This is a genomic window from Micromonospora haikouensis, assembly GCF_000876225.1.
GTDB lineage: Bacteria > Actinomycetota > Actinomycetes > Mycobacteriales > Micromonosporaceae > Micromonospora > Micromonospora haikouensis.
In genome coordinates, this window is the sequence record NZ_JXSX01000003.1 from 2393333 (window position 1) to 2413101 (window position 19769).

The window sequence follows — 19769 nt, forward strand, 5'->3', positions numbered from 1 at the left end:
GCATGACACGCCGCCGCTCACGGCCACCGCACCTGACCGTCACCGGTGCCGTGCAGACCCCGCCGCCACGCCGTCCGCCGATCCTGCACCGCCCACACACTGACCCGCCACAACGCCTCCGCCACGATCAACCCGCTCATCTTGCTCGCCCCCCGCTGACGCTCCGCGAACGTGATCGGCACCTCCACGATCCGCGCCCCCGCCCGATGCGCCAGCCGCGACAACTCCACCTGGAACGAATACCCCTGCGAACACACCGACCCCAGGTCCACCGCGTCCAACACCGCCAACCGGTACACCCGGTACCCGCCCGTCGCGTCCGTCACCGGCATCCCCAACGCCATCCGCGCGTACAGGTTCCCGCACCGCGACAGCAGCAGCCGCCGCAGCGGCCACCCCACCACCCGCGCCCCCCGGCACCACCGCGACCCGATCACCACGTCCGCGTCGGCGGCCGCGGCCAACAACCTCGGCAGGTCCTCCGGCGCGTGGGAACCGTCGGCGTCCATCTCCACCACCGCGTCGTAGCCGCGTTCCCGCGCCCACGCGAACCCCGCCAGATACGCCGCGCCGAGCCCCTCCTTACCGGCCCGGTGCAGCACGTGCACCCGCCCGTCGCAGGCCGCCAGGGCATCCGCGAGGACCCCCGTGCCGTCGGGGCTGGCGTCGTCGGCGACCAACACGTCCACCTCGGGCGCGGCGGCCCGCACCCGCGCCACGATCGACGTCACGTTGTCGGCCTCGTTGTAGGTGGGGATGACCACCAGCACCCGCCGCAGCGGCGCCCGGCCCGCCCGTGCTCGCACGCCCACCGCTGCACCCACCGTTCCCCCCGCCCCGCGCGCCGGCACCGCCGGCGCGCGTCCGTCACCCCGCCGTCACCCGGGACCGTCCGGCGCCCGAACGCCGCCGGCGCAGCACCGCCGCACCGGCCATCACGGCCACCGCCACCGCGACCAACGCCGCCTCCGGCCACACCCCGACCCGGGTGGCCAGGGTGCGCCCGTCACCGAGGCGCAACTGCCGCGACACCACGGCCCGGGTGTTGAACCCGGTGGCGTCGGATACCCGCCCGTCGGCGCCGACGAACCCGGACACCCCCACCGTCGACGCCATCAACGACGCACGGCCGTGCTCCACCGCCCGCAACCGCACCATCGCCAACTGCTGGCGCGCCTCCGCCACGTCGAACGTCGCGTTGTTCGTCTGCACCACCAGCACCTGCGCCCCGCCGGTGACCGTGTCCCGCACCAGCCCGTCGTAGGCCACCTCGAAACAGATCACGTCACCCACCGTCACCGCACCCGCGTCCACGACCCCCGGCCGGTCACCGGCCACCATGTCGCTGCGGACCCGGTCGACCTCCTTGCTGATCATCCGCGCCACGTCCCGCAACGGCACGTACTCGGCGAACGGCACCGGATGCCGCTTCGTGTACATCTGCTCCAGATCAGGCCCGGCCCCCGGCCGCCACAGGATCCCCGCGTTCTGGCTCTGCCCCGGCCCCGGCCCCACCAGCACCGCACCCACCAGGATCGGCGCCCGCACCGCCGCCGCCGCGACGCCGATACGCTCACCGGCCGCCGCGCTGCGCAACGGGTCGATGTCGCTGGCGTTCTCCGGCCACACCACCAGGTCCGGCTGCCGGCGCTGCCCGGCCGCCACCTGCGCCGCCAGGTCCAACGTCGCCTGCACATGATTGTTCAGCACCGCCTGCCGCTGGGCGTTGAAGTCCAACCCCAGCCGCGGCACGTTGCCCTGCACCACCGCCACCGACACCGCGGCCCCACCGCCGGCCACACCCACCGGCACCAGCCACCCCACCGACAGCACCGCCACCGCCGCGACCGCCGGCCCCACCGCCGCCCACCGCCCCCGCGCACCCCCGGACCGCCACGGCCGCCACAGCGCCACCACCAGCAGACCACCCGCCGCGGCCACCGCGAACGTCACCAGCGGCGCCCCACCCCACGCCGCCAACCGCAACGTCGGCGCATCCCCCTGGCTGAACGCCAACCGGCCCCACGGGAACCCCCCGAACGGCGCCCGCGACCGCAGCGCCTCCTGCCCCACCCACAACACCCCGCACACCAGCGGCCACGCCCACCGCCACCGGTCCACCACCGGCGACACCCACGCCGACGCGGCACCCAGCAGCGCCACCACCGCCGCCTGCGACAGCGACAACAACACCCACGGCAGCATCCCCGTGTGCAGGTTCGTCCACTCCAGCAGCGGCGCGAACAACGCCAACCCCGCCAGGAAACCCAACCCCGCCCCGGCCCGCACCCGACGCCGGTGCGTCGCCGCCGCCAGCAACGCCACCCCCACCGGGGCACCCACCCACCAGTCGTACGGGGGGAACGCCACCAACAGCACCAACCCGGCGGCCACCGCCACCGGCACGGCCACCCGCAACGGCAGCGACCCCGCCCCCGGGCACATTACGGGCGCAGACGACGGGTCCTGCGCGACAGCCGTCACCGGCATCTCACCTGCGATCACACCGCCGAAGGCTACCCGCCCCACCCCGACAAGCCGGCGACAGACGCCACCTGCGAAACGGAAATCGGGGCGCGGCATACGCCGCACCCCGATGCTCCCAGGCCCTTCCCGGCCGGTGGGGCGAGGATCAGGCACAACGACCTTCGGACCGACCCGACGGGAAACTGGCTGCCCCCGCCTGGCCGTTGTCTACTGGCCGCGCACCTCACCCTGCCCGTACACCGGTAACCGCGGCCGGTTCGCGCCGCCCCGCCGACCCCCGCCCGCTGGACCTGGCCGCCGTAACCCGAAGGTCACTCGGCCAGCGGACGAAGGGACGAAGCGAACAACAGCCGCTTCCCGTAGTAGGACTCAAAGACGGTACGTGCTGCCCCCCGGCCCCTGTCAACCCGCCCCGGCCAGTCGCCCCACCCACACGGCGTGTCGCGTCGGCGAGTCTCAATCCACGGCGAGATGCCGACGCACCAACGCCCCCGCCGCCTGCGGATGATCCGCCGCCAACAACCCCGCCGCCGCCAGCACGTACTCGACGTCCACCACCGCCCGCGCCGCCCGCGGCACCGCCCACCCACCCGCGTGATCCGACAACACCGCCCCCAACACCCCCGCACCCGCCCCCGCCGGCACGTGACGCAACACACCCCCCGACCCGACCAGCAACCGCACGTCCCGCAGATCCCGCCCCCCACGCTCCCCCGTCGCCCCGCCCCGCGCATGCCGACGCACCGCCACCGTCGCCGCCAACGCCGCGATCCGCGCGTCCACCACCCACCCCGCCTCGTCCGCCGCCACGAACCCCGGATCCGCCGCCCGCACCCCCGCCGCCACCGCCAACGCCCCCGCCTCCACCGCGTCGACCAGCCGCTCCTGCACCGCCGCCCGCACCACCCCCGGCGCGCTCCACCGCACCCCCAGATCCCCCTCCCCCGTGCGGGCCCGCCACAACGACCCGGCGACCTCCCGCCCCGGCCCCGCCGCCCGCTCGTCCGGCGTCAACACCGAATACACATCCGTCGTCGCCCCACCCACGTCCACCACCACCAGATCACCACCCACGGCGTCCGCGAGGACCTCCACCCCCGTCAACACCGCGTCCGGCGTCGCCGCCCGCACCAACCGCCCGAACCGAGGCCCCCGCGACAGGCGCTTCCCACCGATCACATGCCGCAGGAACACCTCCCGGATCGCCGCCCGCGCCGACCCCGGCTCCAACACCCCGATGCGCGGCAGCACGTTGTCGGCCACCGTCACCGGCACCCCCGCCCCGGCCAACACCGCCCGCAACTCCTCGCGCACGTCGACGTTGCCCGCCAACACCACCGGCACCCGCCACCGCGCCCGCGCCAACCGCGTCGCGTTGAGCGTCAACACCTCCGCGTCACCACCGTCGGTGCCACCCACCAGCAACACCACGTCCGGACGCGCCGCCCGCAACGCCGACACCTGCGCCGCACCCAACCGGCCGGCGGCCACATGCACCACGTCCGCCCCCGCCGACAGGCCCACCCGCCGACCCGCCTGCGCCGTCACCAACGCCTCGTAGCCCACCACCGCAAGGCGCAACCCACCCCCGGCCGACGAACACACATACCACGGCACGTCACCCACACCGGCCGCCGCCGTCGCCGCACCCACCGCCGCGTCCAACCCCCGCAACACGTCCGAACCCACCGTCGTCGGCGACGCCCCCGCACCCACCAGCCGACCAGCATCCAGGTCGACCACCACCGCCTTCGTGTACGTCGAACCCACGTCGACGCAGACCGCAGTGCTCACGCCACCGGCGGCACGACCACCGTGCCCGTCGCCGTCACCGCCACGATCGGCTCCGCCAACACCTCCGCCGCCGACTCACCCCGATCCGGGCGGCCCCGACACACCACCCGCGCCTCGAAGTCGATCGTGCGGCTCCGCGTGCCCACCCGCGTCACCGTCGCCACCACCTCCACCACGTCGCCCGCCCGCAACGGCGCCCGGAACTGCACCTCCGAATACGACGCGAACAACCCCTCATCCCCGTCGGTACGGATACACACCTCCGTCGCCACATCCCCGAACAACCCCAACGCGTACGCCCCGTCGACCAGGTTCCCCGCATAATGCGCATGCGAATACGGCACATACCGACGGTGCACCACGGTCAAACCGACCCGGGGATCACTCATGCGACACTCGCCTTCCTCGACGTGATCAGAGCATGAACGAGATAACTGGCCACCTCACCCGGAGTCGTGCCCCGGCCGAAGATCCGATCCACACCCAACTCGCCGGTCATCGACTCGTCGAACCGCGGCCCACCGACGATCAACAACGGCCGCTTCCCGGCCGGCATCGCCTCCCGGAACGCCGCCGACATCTCCCGCGTGTTGTGCAGGTGCGCATCCCGCTGCGTCACCACCTGCGACACCAGCACCGCGTCGGCGCGTTCCCGCCGCGCCGCCTCCACCAGCTCCGGCACACTCACCTGCGCACCCAGGTTCGTCACCTTCAACTCCCGGTAGTACTCCAGACCCTTCTCCCCGGCGATGCCCTTCACGTTGAGGATCGCGTCGATGCCCACCGTGTGCGCGTCCGTGCCGATGCACGCCCCCACCACCGACAGCTTGCGGCGCAGCCGCCGCTTCACCACCGCGTTGACCTCCTTGGCCGACAACAGCGGATAGTCACGCTCCACCACCTGCACCTTCGCCAGGTCCACCAGGTGGTTCACCCGCCCGTACACCACGAAGAACGTGAACCCGTCACCCATCTGCCGGGCATGCACCAGCATCGCCGGATCCAGGCCCATCTTGTTCGCCAGCTGCACCGCCGCGCCCTCGGCCCGCTTGTCGTGCGGCACCGGCAACGTGAACGACACCTGCACCATGCCGTCACCCGTCGTGTCCCCGTACGGCCGCACCACCGTCTTCCCGCTCATGCCGCGCTGACCGGGCATGCTCCCGCAGCCCTCGCTCCGCTCGGTGCGCTCGCTCATGCCGGCTGCTCCAGGATCTCCGTGGCCGGGTTGTAGTAGTCGCCCTCATGCCGCGCCACCCCGTCGAGACCCTTCCCCCGATCCGCCGGCCGCTTCATGATCCCGAACGTGCCCTCCGCGATCGCCGTCAACAACGACTGGTCCCCGATCCGCTCCAACAGGTCCACCGCCTCACCCAACACCCGGCGCGCACGCTGCTGGATGAACCCACCCGACGCCGGCACGAAATCCTCGTGCAACCCGCCCGCCGCACCCAGCACGTACCGCACGTTCTGCAACGCGATGTCCCGGTCCGACAACCACGGCGTCACCACCGCCTCCGTCATCATCCCGACCAGCAGAATCCCCTGCCCCGTCATCGCACCCACCAGGTTGAAGAACCCGTCGAGCAGATTCCCCCGGAACACGTCCCCCGTCATGTGCTTCGTCGGCGGCATCCACTTCAACGGCGCATCCGGAAACAACTCCCGCGCCAACAACGCGTGCGCCAACTCCAGGCGCAACGACTCCGACACATCCGGGTTGATCTCGAACGCGTGCCCCAACCCCAACTGCCAGTCCGCCAGCCCCGCCTCGTGCGCGAAGAACTCGTTCAACAACTGCGACACCGTCACCGTATGCGCCTCGTCCACCGCATCCGCAGTGGTCAGATAGTTGTCCTCACCCGTGTTGATGATGATCCCCGCCCGCGCGTGCACCTGCCGCGAGAACCGCTGATCCACGAACGTCCGGATCGGATTGATGTCCCGGAACAGAATCCCGTACATCGAATCGTTGAGCATCATGTCCAGCCGCTCCAGGCCCGCGAGCGTCGCCATCTCCGGCATGCACAGACCCGACGCGTAGTTCGTCAACCGCACATACCGGCCCAACTCCCGCGACGAGGAATCCAACGCCGCCCGCATCAACCGGAAGTTCTCCTGCGTCGCATACGTCCCCGCGAACCCCTCCCGCGTCGCCCCCTCCGGCACATAGTCCAACAGCGACTGCCCCGTCGACCGGATCACCGCGATCACGTCCGCACCCGCCCGCGCCGCCGCCTGCGCCTGCGGAATGTCCTCGTAGATGTCACCCGTCGCCACGATCAGATAGATCCACGGCCGCTGCGCCGGATCCCCGAACCGCCTCACCAGGCGATCCCGCTCCGCCCGCCGCCGATCGATCCGCCGGATCCCCGCCGCCACCGCCCGACGCGACGCCCGACGCGCCGCCGTCGCCGCCCGCCCCGACGGCACAGCGAACCGCACCGACCCGGCCGCCGCCTTCTGCGCCAGCAACGTCACATCCGAAAGGCCCTCCCGCGCCAGCGCGTCGAACACCGGCACCGCCACCCCATGCCCCAACCCCACATCGGCGACCACCGCGTCGACCAGCCGGTTCACCCACGGAATCCCGTCCGGATCAGCGCCGGACACCCCCGCAAGCCGCAACACCGCCCGCTCCACCGACACCGTCGTGTGGCTACGCGCCAGATCCACCACCGGCTGCCCGGCCCGACGCGCCAACTCCCGCGCCCGCCCCACCAGCGCCGGATCCAACCCAAGCTTGCCCGTCACGACACGCCTTCCTCGTAGATCACGTCACCCCGCAACACCGTCGCCCGACACACCGGCAACGGCGTCGGATCACCCGCACCCCGCAACTCCGGATCCTCGGCCTGCAACACCGGCAACCCCCGCTCCACCCCCGCCGGGGAGTCCCACACCGCGAACGTCGCCGGCGCCCCCAACGCCAACACACCCTCGTTGTCCAGATGCACCGCCCGCCACCCACCCCGGGTATGCGCCGCGAACGCCGCCCGCACACTCATCCGCTGCACCGGATTGTGATGCGCCGCCGCCGCCCGCACCGAACCCCACGGATCCAACGGCGTCACCGGCGAATCAGACCCGAAAGCCAACGCCACCCCCACCGAATGCATCGCACCCATCGGATTCGACTCCAACGACCGCGACAACCCCAACCGCGCCTCATACATCCGACCCGCACCACCCCACAACCGGTCGAACGCCGGCTGCATCGACGCCACGATCCCGAACTCCACAAAACCCGCGATCAACCGCCGGCTCATCAACTCCGCGTGCTCCACCCGATGCCGCCCCGCCCGCAACCGCTCCACCCCCACCCGCTCCGCCGCCCCCGCGAACCCCGCCAACACCGTCCCGATCGCCGCATCACCGATCGCGTGGAACCCGCCCTGCACCCCGTGCGCCACACAATCCAACACGTGATCACGCACCTGCTCCGCCGACACGTACCCGTGCCCGCACGCCCCCGGCTCCCCATCCAGGTACGCCGCCGACACGTGCGCCGTCCGCGACCCCAACGCACCATCGGCGAACAGATCCCCACCCGCACCGACCGCACCCAACTCCCGCGCCCGCTCCGCACCCAACAGCTCACCCCAGTACCCGTACACCTCCGGCACACCCCGCCCGGAAATCCCCAGCAACCCCGTGAAGTCCTCCTCGTCGGAGATCTCCGGACCACCGCACTCGTGCACCGCGGCGATACCCAACGACGCCGCATGCTCCAGAGCCCGCCGCTGCGCCGCCACCCGCTGCGCCCGCGTCACCGACCCGAACGCCGCCGCCCGCACCACATGGTGCGCGTCCCGCCGCAACCACCCCGACGCGTCGAACCCGGCCGCCGACACCACCTCCGGACACGCCGCCAGCAACGCCTCCGACACCAACGCCGAATGAATCGACGCCTGCGACAGATACACCCGCCGCCCACCCGCCGCCCGACCCACCGCCGCCGCATCCGGCAACACCACGTCGCCCCAACCCGACTCGTCCCACCCGTGCCCCAACACCACCGCGTCACCCGGCAACCCCGCCGCGAACACCGACACCGCGTCCAACAACTGCCCCGCCGACCGCACCCCCGACAGGTCCAGCCCCGACAACGCCAACCCCGTGTCCGTCGCATGCACATGCGCATCCACGAACGCCGGCGTCACCAACGCCCCCGCCAGATCCACCACCCGGTCCGCCGACGGCGCCTCCGCGTCCACCCCCAACCAGGCGATCCGCCCGTCACGCACCAACAACGCCGTCGCACGCGGATCCGCCGGACAATGCAGCACTCCACCGCGGTACAAGATCGAGGGACTAGTCATGACGTCAGTCTGCCGCCAACCGGGCCTCGAACAGGCCACGCACCCCAGGCTCCGACCGCAACAACCCCAACGCCAACTCCGCATGCCCCGGCACGTACCCGTTGCCCACCAGCATCGTCACGTCCGCCGCCAACCCCTCCGCCCCCAACGCCGCCGCCGCGAAACTCGTCGCCATCGAGAAGAAGATCACCGTCCCGCCGTCCGCCGTCGCCAACACCGCCCCATGCTCACAACCCGGCACATCCACACACACCACCGTCACGTCCGCCGGCACCCCCAACGCCGACGTCACCGCAGTCGACAACCCCACCGGATCCCGCGCATCGGCCAACACCACCTCCGACGCCAGACCCGCCGCCACCAACGCGTCCCGCTCCGCCACCACCGGCACCACCCCGACCGTACGAGCCGCACCCGCCCGCCGCGCCGCAGCCAACGACAACGACCCGCTCTTGCCCGCCCCACCGATCACCGCCACACACACCGGCCGGGAATCACCCGCCCGCTCCCGCCGCGCCACCTGATCGGCCACCACCCGCGCCGTCAACGCCGGCGCCCCACACACGTCCAGCACCGCGAGCGACAACTCCGGATGCAGATCCGCCGGCAACACCGCCGCGATCGACCGCGCGAACAGGATCGCGTACCCGTCACACGGCACCTGCTCGCTGCGCCCGTCCCAGCGCGCCAACCCGTCGGTGATCGCCAACGGGGTCAGCGTCAGCGACACCAACGTCGCCACCCGATCACCCACCCGCAGCCCCAGCGGCGACCGCCGACCCGCCTCCTCCACGGTGCCGATCAGCATCCCGCCCGACCCCGTCACCGGGTTCTGCATCTTCCCCCGCGTCGCGACGATCTCCAGCACCTCGGCGCGGACCTTCTCCCCGTCCCCGCCGTGCTTCTGCCACAACTGCCGGAAACTCGCCGCGTCCAGGTTCAACCGCTCCACCCGGATCCGCACCTCGTTCGGCGCGATCCGCGCGCTGGCGTCCAACCGCCACGCCGCCTGCGGCAGCACCCCCGCCGGTTCGACAACGCGGTGCAGACCCACCGGTGACGTCACGCCGACCTCCCCTGTCCAACCGCCCGAAGCCCCGCCCGGGACTCGCATCGCGGGAAAACTTACGGCAGACTAATTTCTTCGCCGGATATTTTCCAGTAGCCTACGGGCCGCCGATCATCCGCACCACGCACCGAGGAGGGGCCGTGACCCAGACCCAACCGGCTGAGACCATCCCTCAGCCCCGTCACGCCCCGGTCGCCGCACCGACCGCCGGGCAGCCCTACGAATACCGCCGCAGCCCCCTGGTCGAACCCGACTGGACCCGCTTCCCCGGCTGGCGCCACGTCACCCGAGACCAGTGGGAAAGCGCCCAGTGGCAGCGCGTCAACTGCGTCAAGAACATCAAGCAGCTGCACGCCGTCCTCGGCGACACCGTCGACGAGTCCTTCTACGCCGACCTGGAGGCCGACCAGCAGGCCCTGGCCACCATGTCCATGCTCGTGCCACCCCAAATGATCAACACCATGGTGCCGCACGCGCCCCTGACCACCACCGCGCTCCTCGCCGACCCCATCCGGCGCTACATGATCCCCGTCGCCTCCGACCGGCGCACCGACTGGCCCTCCCACCCGTACGCCAGCCGCGACTCCCTCCACGAGCACGACATGTGGGTCGCCGAAGGCCTCACCCACCGCTACCCGACGAAGGTCCTCGCCGAACTGCTCTCCACCTGCCCCCAGTACTGCGGGCACTGCACCCGGATGGACCTCGTCGGCAACTCCACCCCCGCCGTCGACAAGCTCAAGCTCACCCTCAAGCCCGTCGACCGGTACGACGCCCACATCACCTACCTCAAGGCCCACCCCGGCGTACGCGACGTGGTCGTCTCCGGCGGCGACGTGGCCAACGTCCCGTGGCGCAACCTCGAGTCGTACCTGATGCGGCTGCTGGAGATCGAAACCATCCGCGACGTCCGGCTCGCCACCAAGGCCCTCATGGGCCTGCCCCAGCACTGGCTGCAGCCCGACGTCGTCGAGGGCCTGGAGCGGGTCGCCCGCACCGCCGCCCGCCGGGGCGTCAACCTGGCCATCCACACCCACGTCAACCACGCCCAGTCGCTCACCCCGCTGGTCGCGAAGGCCGCCCAGACCGCCCTCGACGTCGGCGTACGCGACGTGCGCAACCAGGGCGTGCTCATGCGCGGCGTCAACGCCACCGCCCCCGACCTGCTCGACCTCTGTTTCGCACTCCAGGGCGAGGCGGGCATCCTGCCCTACTACTTCTACATGTGCGACATGATCCCCAACGCCGAGCACTGGCGGGTCCCGGTCTGGCACGCCCAGCAGCTCCAGCACGACATCATGGGCTACCTGCCCGGCTACGCCACTCCGCGGATCGTCTGCGACGTGCCGTTCGTCGGCAAGCGGTGGGTGCACATGCTCACCGACTACGACCGCGAGCGCGGCATCTCCTACTGGACGAAGAACTACCGCACGTCGATCGAGTCGGCCGACCTGGAGGCGCTCAACAAGCGCTACGCCTACTACGACCCGATCGACACCCTGCCCGCCGCCGGCCAGCAGTGGTGGCACGAGCACCGCGACGACTGAGCGACATCCGCTCGACCCATGGGCCCCGGCGTACGCCGGGGCCCATGCTTTTTGGGTTCGGCGTGGCGTGCCACGCCCCCTAAGGCGTCCTAGGACGCTAGGGTTGGTGCCTCGGCTTCGACGTGACGCCGGCCGGCGAGCAGTGGCGAGGGTGCGCCACGGTGGGCCGCGCGCCAGGCCGCGATCAACAGGAGCACCGCCCACAGCATGACGACGGTGGTGGAGACGGCGGCGACGGTTCCCGACGCGGCGGCCGACGCCGAGGACAGGTTGTAGGCCACGTGCCAGCAGGCAGCGGCGGCGATGCCGCCGCCCGCGGCGTTGTACACGTACGCCAGCACCACCGCGCCGGCGAGCATGCCGAGGAAGAAGCCGGGCAGCACGGCGGGGCGGAAGCCGCGGAAGGTGGCCAGGATGACGAACAGCGGCGCGTGCCAGACCGCCCACCCGACGGCGGTGAGCAGCGCCGCCCGGACCGGCCCGTGGCGGTCCTGGAGCCGCTCCTGGGCGAAGCCACGCCACCCGCCCTCCTCCCCCAGGCCGTTGAGCACGATCAGGCCCAGGAGCATCGGCAGCGCCGCCGACGGCAACCCGCTGATCACGAACAGGTCCCGCCAGGGTGGGACCGGCTGACCGGCCAGGGCGGCGACGATCAGCCCGATGGCCAGCATCGCCAGCGGGCTGGCCGCCAACGCCGCCGTGCGCCAGCCGCCGCGCCAGCGCCACAGCCGGCCGACGTACCCTGCCACCGCCGCGCGACCACCGGTCAGCGCGGTGACGGTCACCGCCGCCAGCAGCGGCCCGAGCAGGCCGGGCATGTGCGTGGGCCACGGATCGCCGCCCCGCACCACGCCCCCGGCGACCGCGATCGGCACCCACCAACCCCACGACAGCAGGTACGCCAGGGCGAAGAACGACGCCACCGGCCACCGCCGCACCAACTCACGCAGCTTGACGACCATGCCCCGAGTACAGCAGCGGCCGGCCGCCCCCGGACAGGGCCGGAAGACCGCGGCAGACCGGCCGACAGCCCGTGTCCAACCTGGACACGAACGCCTCCGGCCAGGCCCTCGTTGCGGGAAACCTTCAACCCCGGAAGTTCGATTGAAGGGTATCGACATCGACGGGTGTAACCGGATAGCGTGCCGTCATCCCTGCCCACCGACCGGGCGGACCACCGTCCGCCGCCGTGAGGAGTGCCGTGGCCACGTCACCCGTCGCCCGCCTGCGCCGCCGAGGGCTCCTCGGCTTCCCCGCCCTCGTCGCCGCCGCGCTCACCGTCGCCCTGCGCCCCGCGCCCGCCCGGGCCGAGGCACGCGCCGAGTGCCTCGCCGACCTGACCGAGCAGTCCTGATGGCCACCGTCGGCTGGCTCGCCGACGTCCTGCGCGCCGCCGGCGTACAGGTCGTCGAGGAGGGTGACTGGCGCAACCGGATGCGCCCCGGCGACTTCGACCCCATCGGCGTGCTGTGGCACCACACCGCCTCCACCTCCAGCGCCACCAACCCCCACCCCGCCCTGGGCATCTGCATCAACGGCCGCTCCGACCTGCCCGGGCCCCTCTGCCAGGCTCTCGTCGACTATCACGGCGTGTTCCACCTCATCTCCGCCGGCCGCGCCAACCACGCCGGCACCAGCGGCGGCAGCGGACCCATCCCCGCCGGCGACGGCAACACCCTCATGATCGGCTGGGAGATCGACTACAACGGCGTCAGCCAGGAGATGACCCCCGCCCAGTACGAGGCGTCGCTGCGCGCCACCGCCGCCGTGCTCACCCGCCTCGGCCGCGACGCGAGCCACGCCCGCGGTCACCGCGAGACCAGCACCACCGGCAAGATCGACCCGTCCTTCATCGACCTGGACGTGATGCGCGCCGACGTCGCCGCCCGGATGAGCGGCGGCACCGCCTGGAGCACGATCGTCGACAACGCCACCTCGGGCCGCTTCACCGCCAGCGCCAACTGGCGCGTCTCCACCTACTCCGGCCAGCGCTACGGCGCCGACTACCGCTACGCCGACCCCGTCGCCTCCAGCGACGTCGCCTGGTACCGGGTCAACGTCCCCGCCACCGGCACCTACCGGGTCGACGCCTGGTGGCCGGCCAACGCCGGATACAACAACGCCACCCCTTACCTCGTCGCCACCACCATCGGCAACAAGACCGTGTACGCCGACCAGCGCGCCACCGGCGGGCAGTGGCGCGCCCTCGGCACGTTCGCCCTCCCCGCCGGCGACGCCAACCGGGTCGGCGTGAGCCGGTGGACCACCGGCACCGGCCTCGTCATCGCCGACGCGATCCGCGTCACCCGGGTTTCCTAGCCCACGCTCCTCCCCCGGCGGCGGGGACGGCACCGACGACGGCGGCCCCGGAGGAGGATCCTCCGGGGCCGCCGCGCGGTCGGGTCACTTGGTGAACGCGTCGCGCACGTCCCGGCCGGCGTCCTTGACGTGCTCGCCCGCCTGCCGGGCCCGCGCGTCGCTCTGCTCGGTGGCACCCTCGGCCCGCAGACGCTCGTTGTCGGTCATGTCGCCGACGCGCTCCTTGGCAGCGCCGGCCAGCTCCTGGGCCTTGTTCTTCGCCTTGTCGGTGAAGCTCATCTCGACTCCCTCTGCTCCGGCGTTCCGGGGCCTCACTGCCCCTGACCGTAGGCATGCCCGGGGCGCGGGCAGCGGAAACCTCGGGCGGCGGGACGCGGGTCACGTGGCGTAGATCATCCTAGGAGGCTAGGTGTGATCGGACGGCGAGGGCCTGGTTGACTGGGCGGATGGGAGAGATCGTCCTCGTCCGCCACGGCGAGACCGAGTGGAGCGCCAGCCGCCGGCACACCTCGTACACCGACCTGGAGCTCACCGACGACGGCGAGCGGGAGGCCCGCGGCCTCGCCGCGCTCCTGGCCGGTCGGCGCTTCGCCCTGGTGCTGGCCAGCCGGCGCCGCCGGGCGCTGCGCACCGCCGAACTGGCCGGGCTGGCCGTCGCGGCGGTCGACGAGGACCTGGCCGAGTGGAACTACGGCCGGTACGAGGGCGTCACCACCGCCGACATCCACACCGAGCGCCCGGGGTGGAACATCTGGACCGACGGCTGCCCCGCCGGGGAGTCACCCGCCGAGGTGGGCGCGCGGCTCGACCGGGTGCTGGCCCGCGCCTCCGCCGCGCTCGCCGACGGCGACGTCGCCCTGGTCGGCCACGCGCACAGCCTGCGGGTGCTGGGCGCCCGGTGGATCGGCCTGCCGCCGTCGGGCGGCGGGCTGCTGCGGCTGGACACCGCCACCGTCAGCGCCCTCGGCCACGAGCACGGCCGGCCGGTCATCCTGCGGTGGAACCAGCCGCCTCCCCCGCCGCCCGGGACCGCGCCCGGGCCGACGCCTCCCCGCTGATCTTCGGCGGCCGGTTCTCGTACGGGGTGGACAGGACCACGGTGGTGCGGGTGGTGACGTTCGCGGCCGTGCGGATCTCCTGGAGCAGCCGCTCCAGGTCGGCAGGGGAGGCCACCCGCACCAGCAGCAGGTAGAAGTCCTCCCCCGCCACCGAGTAGCAGGAGTCGATCTCGGGCAGGTGGGCCAGCCGCTCCGGGGCGTCGTCGGGCTGCGACGGATCGAACGGCCGGATCGCCACGAACGCGCTCAGCGGCAGGTCCACCGCCTCGAAGGAGACCCGGGCGGCGTACCCCCGGATCACCCCGCGCTGCTCCAGCCGGCGCACCCGCTGGTGCACGGCGGACACCGACAGGCCCACCTTCTCCGCCAGATCCGTGTACGACAGCCGCCCGTCGGCGGTCAGCGCCGCGACGATGGCCCGGTCGATCTCCTCCACGGCGTGCAACCTACCGGTAAAAGCGCTCCCACGCGACGACGCCCCCGCCCCACGTGACGCTCGGTGCACCTCGGATGACCTTCCGCAGCGGGCCTCAGTCCCACTGGTCCTGGTTGAGGAAGCGGGCGAAGCCGCGCCAGGAGTTCGGGCCCATCACCCCGTCGACCGGGCCGGTGTAGCCCCAGCCGGAGGCGAGCCGCTGGACGGCCTTCCAGGTGTTGACCCCGGGCACGCCGTCGATCGGGCCCGTGTAGCCGTAGCCGCGCATGGCCCGCTGCAGGGCGGCGTAGGTGTTCACCCCGGGCACGCCGTCGATCGGGCCCGTGTAGCCCGACGTGATCCGCAGCCAGTTCTGCATCCGCTTGTAGCAGATGGGGCCCGGGATGCCGTCCTGCTCGGTGGTCGTCTTGGGCAGGCCGCCGCCACCCGGGTTCTGGCCGACGTAGACCAGCGGGTCGATCCGCACCCCGCTCGGGTTGATCATGTGCCAGTGCAGGTGGGGGCCGGTGGAGCTGCCGGAGCCGGGGGCACCGACGGCGCCCCCGGAGCGCCCCACGACCGTCCCGGCGGCGACGGCGGTGCCGTCGGACAGCAGGAACTGCGACAGGTGCATGTACTGGCTGCGGTAGCCGTCGGCGTGGTGGATGGTCACGGTGTGCCCGCCCGTGCCGTTGTTCGGGATGTTCTGGATCGTCCCGGCACCGCAGGCCGGCAGGTTCGTGCCGACGCCCATCCCGAAGTCGATGCCGCCCAGCGAGCCGCTTCTGATGTGCTCCTCCCAGGTGCCGGTGATCGGGTAGCCGGCGAACGGGTTGTAGATGGCGGGCGCCGCGTGGGCCATCCCCGGCAGGCCGACGACGCCGCCGACAGTGAGGGCGCCGGTGGTCAGCGCCGCGCCCCGCAGCAGCGTACGGCGGCTGAGCCCGGCCTGCGGCGGCGCGGACGGGCCGCCGCAGCAGCCGGACGGGTTCTCGTGATCCATGCGCGGGCCTCCGTGCGGTCGTCGACGGACCATGGCAAGCAGAGGCTAGCCATCAGATAGTCGAACATCAATCGTTGACACCGGGGGCCGGCGGTGCGGGGGCCGGGCCCGCACCGCGGGCGCGCGCTCAGCCCCTGGCCAGGGCGCGGGAGATCACCAGGCGCTGGATCTGGTTGGTGCCCTCGACGATCTGGAGCACCTTCGCCTCCCGCAGGTAGCGCTCGACGGGATGGTCGGCGACGTAGCCGGCCCCGCCGAGCACCTGCACCGCGTCGATGGTCACCCGCATCGCCACGTCCGTGGCGAACAGCTTCGCCTTCGCCGCCTCGATCGAGTACGGCCGGCCGGCGTCGCGCAGCCGCGCGGCGGCCAGCATGAGCGCGCGGGCGGCGGAGATCTGGGTGGCGTGGTCGGCCAGGGTGAACCCGAGGCCCTGGAAGTCGACGATCGTCCGCCCGAACTGCCGACGCTCACGGGCGTAGCCGACCGCGTAGTCGAGGGCGGCCTGGGCCAGGCCGACGGCGCAGGCGGCGATGCCGAGGCGGCCGGAGTCCAGGGCGGACATGGCGATGGTGAAGCCGGCGCCCTCCCCGCCGATGAGGCGGTCGGCGGGCACGCGGGCGTCGTCGAAGGCGACCTGCGCCACCGGGGAGGCGTGCAGGCCCATGGTCCGCTCGGCGGCCTGCGGAACGATGCCGGGGGTGTCGCGGTCGGCGAGCAGGCAGGAGATGCCCTTCGGGCCGGGCCCGCCGGTGCGGCAGAAGATGTTGTAGAAGTCGGCGACCCGGGCGTGGGTGATCCACGCCTTGGTGCCGGTGACCACGTACGCCTCGCCGTCGCGCACGGCCCTCGTGGTCAGCGCCGCCGCGTCCGAGCCACCCTGCGGCTCCGACAGGCAGTACGCGCCGAGCAGCTCGCCGCCGATCATGTCGGGCAGCAGCTTGCGCTGGGCGTCCGTGCCGAACTGCGCCAGGGGGTAGCAGGACAGGGTGTGCACGCTGACCGCCTCGGCGACGGCGAGCCAGCGGCTGGCGAGGACCTCCAGCACCTGCAGGTACACCTCGTACGGCTGGGCGGCCCCGCCGTGCTCCTCGGCGTAGGGCAGGCCGAGCAGGCCGGCGCGGCCGAGGGTGCGCAGCACCTCCCGGGGGAACTCGGCGCGGGACTCGAACCCGGCGGCGCGGGGGGCGAGTTCCCGGTCGGCGAGTTCGGTGGCGAGGTCGAGCAGGTCGTGGGCCTCGTCGGTGGGCAGGATCCGGTCGACGGTCATAGCGCGCTGAGCTCCGTGGGGGTGGTGTTGAGCCGGTCTCGCCGCCCGTCGTGCGGACGGCGTCGGGTTCCGGTGGCCGGTTCTGCCGTCGGTTCCCATCCTGTGAGCTTAACGGTCGTTTGGTCACCTGCGGGAGGCGCTCGCGGCGGCCGTGTCGCGTCGAACCCGCCCGACCCGGGCGGCGACGTCGATAGCCTGGACCCACGCCGGCACCGGTCCGCCGGCCGACGGAGGGGAAGGCGGCGCGATGGGCGGCGAGCGGGAACGCGGGGCCCGGCGCCGGCGCGGGCTGCTGTGGGCCGGCATCCTCGCCGTCGCCGGGCTGGTGCTGCTGGCGGTGGGCCTCACCGTCGCCAACGGGGCCCTCGCGTGGCTGGAGGCGGCCGTCGCCCTCGTCCTGCTGGTGGCGAGCTACGCCGTGCAGCGCCTCGCCCGCCGGGAGACGCTCTACCGGCACGCCGGGCCGCGCTGACCGCCGCGCCGCGCCCGGATCGTCGGACGGCTGTGCCAGGCTGTCCGGCGTGGCACACCGACCCCCGATCCTGCTGATCGACGCTCCCAGCCTCTACTTCCGGGCCTACTTCGGCGTCCCCGAGTCCGCCGCGCGGGCCACCGACGGCAGCCCCGTCAACGCGGTGCGCGGCTTCCTCGACATGCTCACCACGCTCGTGCGCACCCGCCGCCCCGACCGGATGGTCTGCGCCCTGGACCACGACTGGCGTCCCGACTGGCGGGTGGCGCTCCTGCCGTCGTACAAGGCGCACCGGGTGGCCGCGGAGGGGGGCGAGGAGGTGCCCGACACCCTCGGCCCGCAGGTGCCGGTGATCCTGGACGTGCTGGCCGCGATCGGCATCACGGCGGTCGGCGCCACCGGTTACGAGGCCGACGACGTGCTGGGCACGCTGTCGGTGACCCAGCCCGCGCCGGCGGAGGTGGTCTCCGGCGACCGGGACCTGTTCCAGCTCGTCGACGACGCGCGCGGGGTGCGGCTGCTCTACGTCGGGCGGGGCGTGGCGAAGCTGGAGGACTGCGACGACGCGGCGGTGCGCGCCCGCTACGGGGTGCCCGCCGACCGGTACGCCGACTTCGCGGCCCTGCGCGGCGACCCGAGCGACGGGCTGCCCGGGGTGCCGGGCGTCGGCGAGAAGACGGCAGCCCGGCTGGTCGACCGGTACGGCGGCGTCGCCGGCATCCTCGCCGCGCTCGACGACCCGGGCTCCGGGTTCGCCCCCGGCCTGCGGGCCCGGCTGGACGCCGCGCGCGACTACCTGGCCGTCGCGCCGACGGTGGTGCGGGTGGCGCTGGACGTGCCGCTGTCGGAGCTGCCCACGGCGCTGCCGCAGGCCCCGGCCGACCCGGACCGGCTGCTGGAGCTGGCCGAGCGCTGGAACCTGGCCGGTTCCTGCCGCCGCCTCGTCGACGCCCTCGCCACCCGCGACTGACCGCGCCGCGCCCGCCCTCGCCGCCAGCGACCGCGGACCGGGCCGAGCCCCGGGCCCGGTGAACGTGCCGGCCGGGTCCGGCGAGGACGGCATTCGGCCCGGCACGCGGGGTCAGCGCGGCGGGTCGACGCGGCGGGTCGGGAACGTGCTGCCGGGCCGGGCCAGGGTGCCGCGGGCGCGCAGCCCGACCGGGTCCGGGGCCGGCTGCGGATCCGGCACGCTCGCCCCGGCCGGGTCGACCCGGCGCGCGTCGAGGTAGGCGGCGCCGGCCCGGTCCTCCTCGGTGGGCGCCGCGAGCAGGGCGTAGACCAGCCCCACGACCACGAAGATCACCGCGAGGACGATGGGCACCAGCAGGGTGCTGAAACCGGCACCGGTGATCTCGCCCTGCTGCTCGTGCAGGTGCACCGACAGGGCGCTCATGCCGGTGAAGTGCATGCCGTTGACGGCGACGCCCATCACCAGCGCGGACGCGGCGACGGCCAGGGCCCGGCGCACGGTGACGGCGAGCCACAGCGCCACGGTCGCCGCGACCACGGCGATCGCCACCGACAGGGCGACCCGGACGCCGTCGTAGCCGAGGGAGCCGCCGAGCCGCATCGCCGCCATCCCGGTGTAGTGCATGGCGGCGACCCCGGCCCCGGTGAACACGCCACCGACGCCGATGCGCAACGCGGAGACCCGGCCGGTGCCGACGATCGCCAGGCCGATGCCGACCGCGACCACGGCGATGAGGGCGCTGACCACGGTGATCGGCACGTCGTAGCGGATCCGGGTGCCCTCGACGGCGAAGCCGAGCATCGCCATGAAGTGCATGCTCCAGATCGCGGTGCCGCCGATCGCCCAGGCGGCGAGGATGCCCCACCACACGCGCTGGCCGGTGGTGGCGGCGACCCGGATGCGGGCCGCGCAGACCAGACCGAGGAACGAACCCAGCACCGACAACGCGTAGCTGAGCGCCGGTGTGATCCAGCCGTACTCAAAGTGATTGATCTCCGCCACGGCGGTTGTCCCCCCACCCGGTTACCGACGCGTCAACGACG

General features: G+C 73.0%; 20 protein-coding genes. 6 read left to right on the forward strand and 14 right to left on the reverse strand.

The window, feature by feature from the left end; all coding sequences use genetic code 11:
• Nucleotides 1-17 precede the first annotated feature (17 nt).
• From TK50_RS31595 to kdd, 8 genes are all read right to left on the reverse strand, one after another.
• On the reverse strand, nucleotides 18-812 hold the full coding sequence (locus tag TK50_RS31595; RefSeq protein ID WP_374199689.1) for a polyprenol monophosphomannose synthase: 795 nt from the start codon (nucleotides 810-812) through the stop codon (nucleotides 18-20).
• 55 nt (nucleotides 813-867) lie between these two features.
• On the reverse strand, nucleotides 868-2445 hold the full coding sequence (gene lnt, locus TK50_RS31600; protein WP_043969170.1) for an apolipoprotein N-acyltransferase: 1578 nt from the start codon (nucleotides 2443-2445) through the stop codon (nucleotides 868-870).
• A gap of 498 nt (nucleotides 2446-2943) precedes the next feature.
• On the reverse strand, nucleotides 2944-4281 hold the full coding sequence (locus TK50_RS31605; RefSeq protein WP_043969171.1) for a glutamate mutase L: 1338 nt from the start codon (nucleotides 4279-4281) through the stop codon (nucleotides 2944-2946).
• On the reverse strand, nucleotides 4278-4670 hold the full coding sequence (gene kal, locus TK50_RS31610) for a 3-aminobutyryl-CoA ammonia lyase (RefSeq protein WP_043969172.1): 393 nt from the start codon (nucleotides 4668-4670) through the stop codon (nucleotides 4278-4280). The genes TK50_RS31605 and kal overlap by 4 nt, the downstream gene beginning before the upstream one ends.
• Complete coding sequence (kamE, locus tag TK50_RS31615) at nucleotides 4667-5422, reverse strand: lysine 5,6-aminomutase subunit beta (RefSeq protein ID WP_043969652.1); 756 nt, start codon at nucleotides 5420-5422, stop codon at nucleotides 4667-4669. The genes kal and kamE overlap by 4 nt, the downstream gene beginning before the upstream one ends.
• Before the next feature lie 53 nt (nucleotides 5423-5475).
• Entirely contained in the window at nucleotides 5476-7035 is a 1560-nt protein-coding gene (gene kamD / locus TK50_RS31620; RefSeq protein WP_043969173.1) for a lysine 5,6-aminomutase subunit alpha, read from the reverse strand.
• Nucleotides 7032-8603, reverse strand: coding sequence for an amidohydrolase (locus TK50_RS31625; protein ID WP_043969174.1), 1572 nt, complete (start codon nucleotides 8601-8603; stop codon nucleotides 7032-7034). The genes kamD and TK50_RS31625 overlap by 4 nt, the downstream gene beginning before the upstream one ends.
• Nucleotides 8604-8607: 4 nt before the next feature.
• Entirely contained in the window at nucleotides 8608-9669 is a 1062-nt protein-coding gene (gene kdd, locus TK50_RS31630) for an L-erythro-3,5-diaminohexanoate dehydrogenase (RefSeq protein ID WP_043969175.1), read from the reverse strand.
• A gap of 143 nt (nucleotides 9670-9812) precedes the next feature.
• Here kdd and TK50_RS31635 point away from each other — a divergent pair, with 143 nt between their 5' ends.
• Entirely contained in the window at nucleotides 9813-11219 is a 1407-nt protein-coding gene (locus TK50_RS31635; protein WP_043969176.1) for a KamA family radical SAM protein, read from the forward strand.
• A gap of 89 nt (nucleotides 11220-11308) precedes the next feature.
• On the opposite strand, the gene TK50_RS32455 is transcribed toward TK50_RS31635, so the two are convergent.
• Nucleotides 11309-12181: a CPBP family intramembrane glutamic endopeptidase gene (locus tag TK50_RS32455; protein ID WP_052504038.1), complete on the reverse strand. Its 873-nt coding sequence runs from the start codon at nucleotides 12179-12181 to the stop codon at nucleotides 11309-11311.
• Between the two features lie 239 nt (nucleotides 12182-12420).
• On the opposite strand from TK50_RS32455, the gene TK50_RS34610 reads away from it, so the two are divergent.
• The gene (locus TK50_RS34610; RefSeq protein ID WP_198956787.1) at nucleotides 12421-12573 is read left to right on the forward strand and encodes a hypothetical protein; all 153 of its coding nucleotides are present in this window, start codon (nucleotides 12421-12423) and stop codon (nucleotides 12571-12573) included.
• Nucleotides 12573-13538: a golvesin C-terminal-like domain-containing protein gene (locus TK50_RS35550; RefSeq protein WP_043969177.1), complete on the forward strand. Its 966-nt coding sequence runs from the start codon at nucleotides 12573-12575 to the stop codon at nucleotides 13536-13538. Before TK50_RS34610 ends, TK50_RS35550 begins: the two co-directional genes overlap by 1 nt.
• Nucleotides 13539-13622: 84 nt before the next feature.
• Here TK50_RS35550 and TK50_RS31650 read toward each other — a convergent pair whose 3' ends face one another.
• Nucleotides 13623-13817: a CsbD family protein gene (locus TK50_RS31650; RefSeq protein ID WP_043969178.1), complete on the reverse strand. Its 195-nt coding sequence runs from the start codon at nucleotides 13815-13817 to the stop codon at nucleotides 13623-13625.
• 167 nt (nucleotides 13818-13984) lie between these two features.
• Between TK50_RS31650 and TK50_RS31655 the strand changes: the two genes are divergently transcribed.
• Nucleotides 13985-14596, forward strand: a complete 612-nt coding sequence (locus TK50_RS31655) for a histidine phosphatase family protein (RefSeq protein ID WP_043969179.1) — start codon at nucleotides 13985-13987, stop codon at nucleotides 14594-14596.
• Here TK50_RS31655 and TK50_RS31660 read toward each other — a convergent pair.
• The 3 genes from TK50_RS31660 to TK50_RS31670 all read right to left on the reverse strand — a co-directional run bounded on the left by TK50_RS31660 (nucleotide 14526) and on the right by TK50_RS31670 (nucleotide 17284).
• Nucleotides 14526-15032, reverse strand: coding sequence for an Lrp/AsnC family transcriptional regulator (locus TK50_RS31660; protein WP_043969180.1), 507 nt, complete (start codon nucleotides 15030-15032; stop codon nucleotides 14526-14528). The genes TK50_RS31655 and TK50_RS31660 overlap by 71 nt on opposite strands.
• A 94-nt stretch (nucleotides 15033-15126) precedes the next feature.
• Nucleotides 15127-16014 carry a peptidoglycan DD-metalloendopeptidase family protein gene (locus tag TK50_RS31665; protein ID WP_043969181.1) on the reverse strand — a complete coding sequence of 296 codons (888 nt, stop codon included), beginning with the start codon at nucleotides 16012-16014 and terminating at the stop codon, nucleotides 15127-15129.
• Between the two features lie 127 nt (nucleotides 16015-16141).
• Complete coding sequence (locus TK50_RS31670) at nucleotides 16142-17284, reverse strand: acyl-CoA dehydrogenase family protein (protein WP_043969182.1); 1143 nt, start codon at nucleotides 17282-17284, stop codon at nucleotides 16142-16144.
• Between the two features lie 247 nt (nucleotides 17285-17531).
• On the opposite strand from TK50_RS31670, the gene TK50_RS31675 reads away from it, so the two are divergent.
• Both TK50_RS31675 and TK50_RS31680 read left to right on the forward strand, forming a co-directional pair.
• Nucleotides 17532-17756, forward strand: a complete 225-nt coding sequence (locus TK50_RS31675) for a hypothetical protein (protein WP_043969183.1) — start codon at nucleotides 17532-17534, stop codon at nucleotides 17754-17756.
• A gap of 49 nt (nucleotides 17757-17805) precedes the next feature.
• A complete protein-coding gene (locus tag TK50_RS31680) occupies nucleotides 17806-18726 on the forward strand; it encodes a 5'-3' exonuclease (RefSeq protein ID WP_043969184.1) in 921 nt (306 codons plus the stop codon).
• Nucleotides 18727-18837: 111 nt separating this feature from the next.
• Here the strand turns inward: TK50_RS31680 and TK50_RS31685 are convergent, their stop codons facing one another.
• The gene (locus tag TK50_RS31685; protein WP_043969185.1) at nucleotides 18838-19728 is read right to left on the reverse strand and encodes an MHYT domain-containing protein; all 891 of its coding nucleotides are present in this window, start codon (nucleotides 19726-19728) and stop codon (nucleotides 18838-18840) included.
• Nucleotides 19729-19769: the final 41 nt, after the last annotated feature.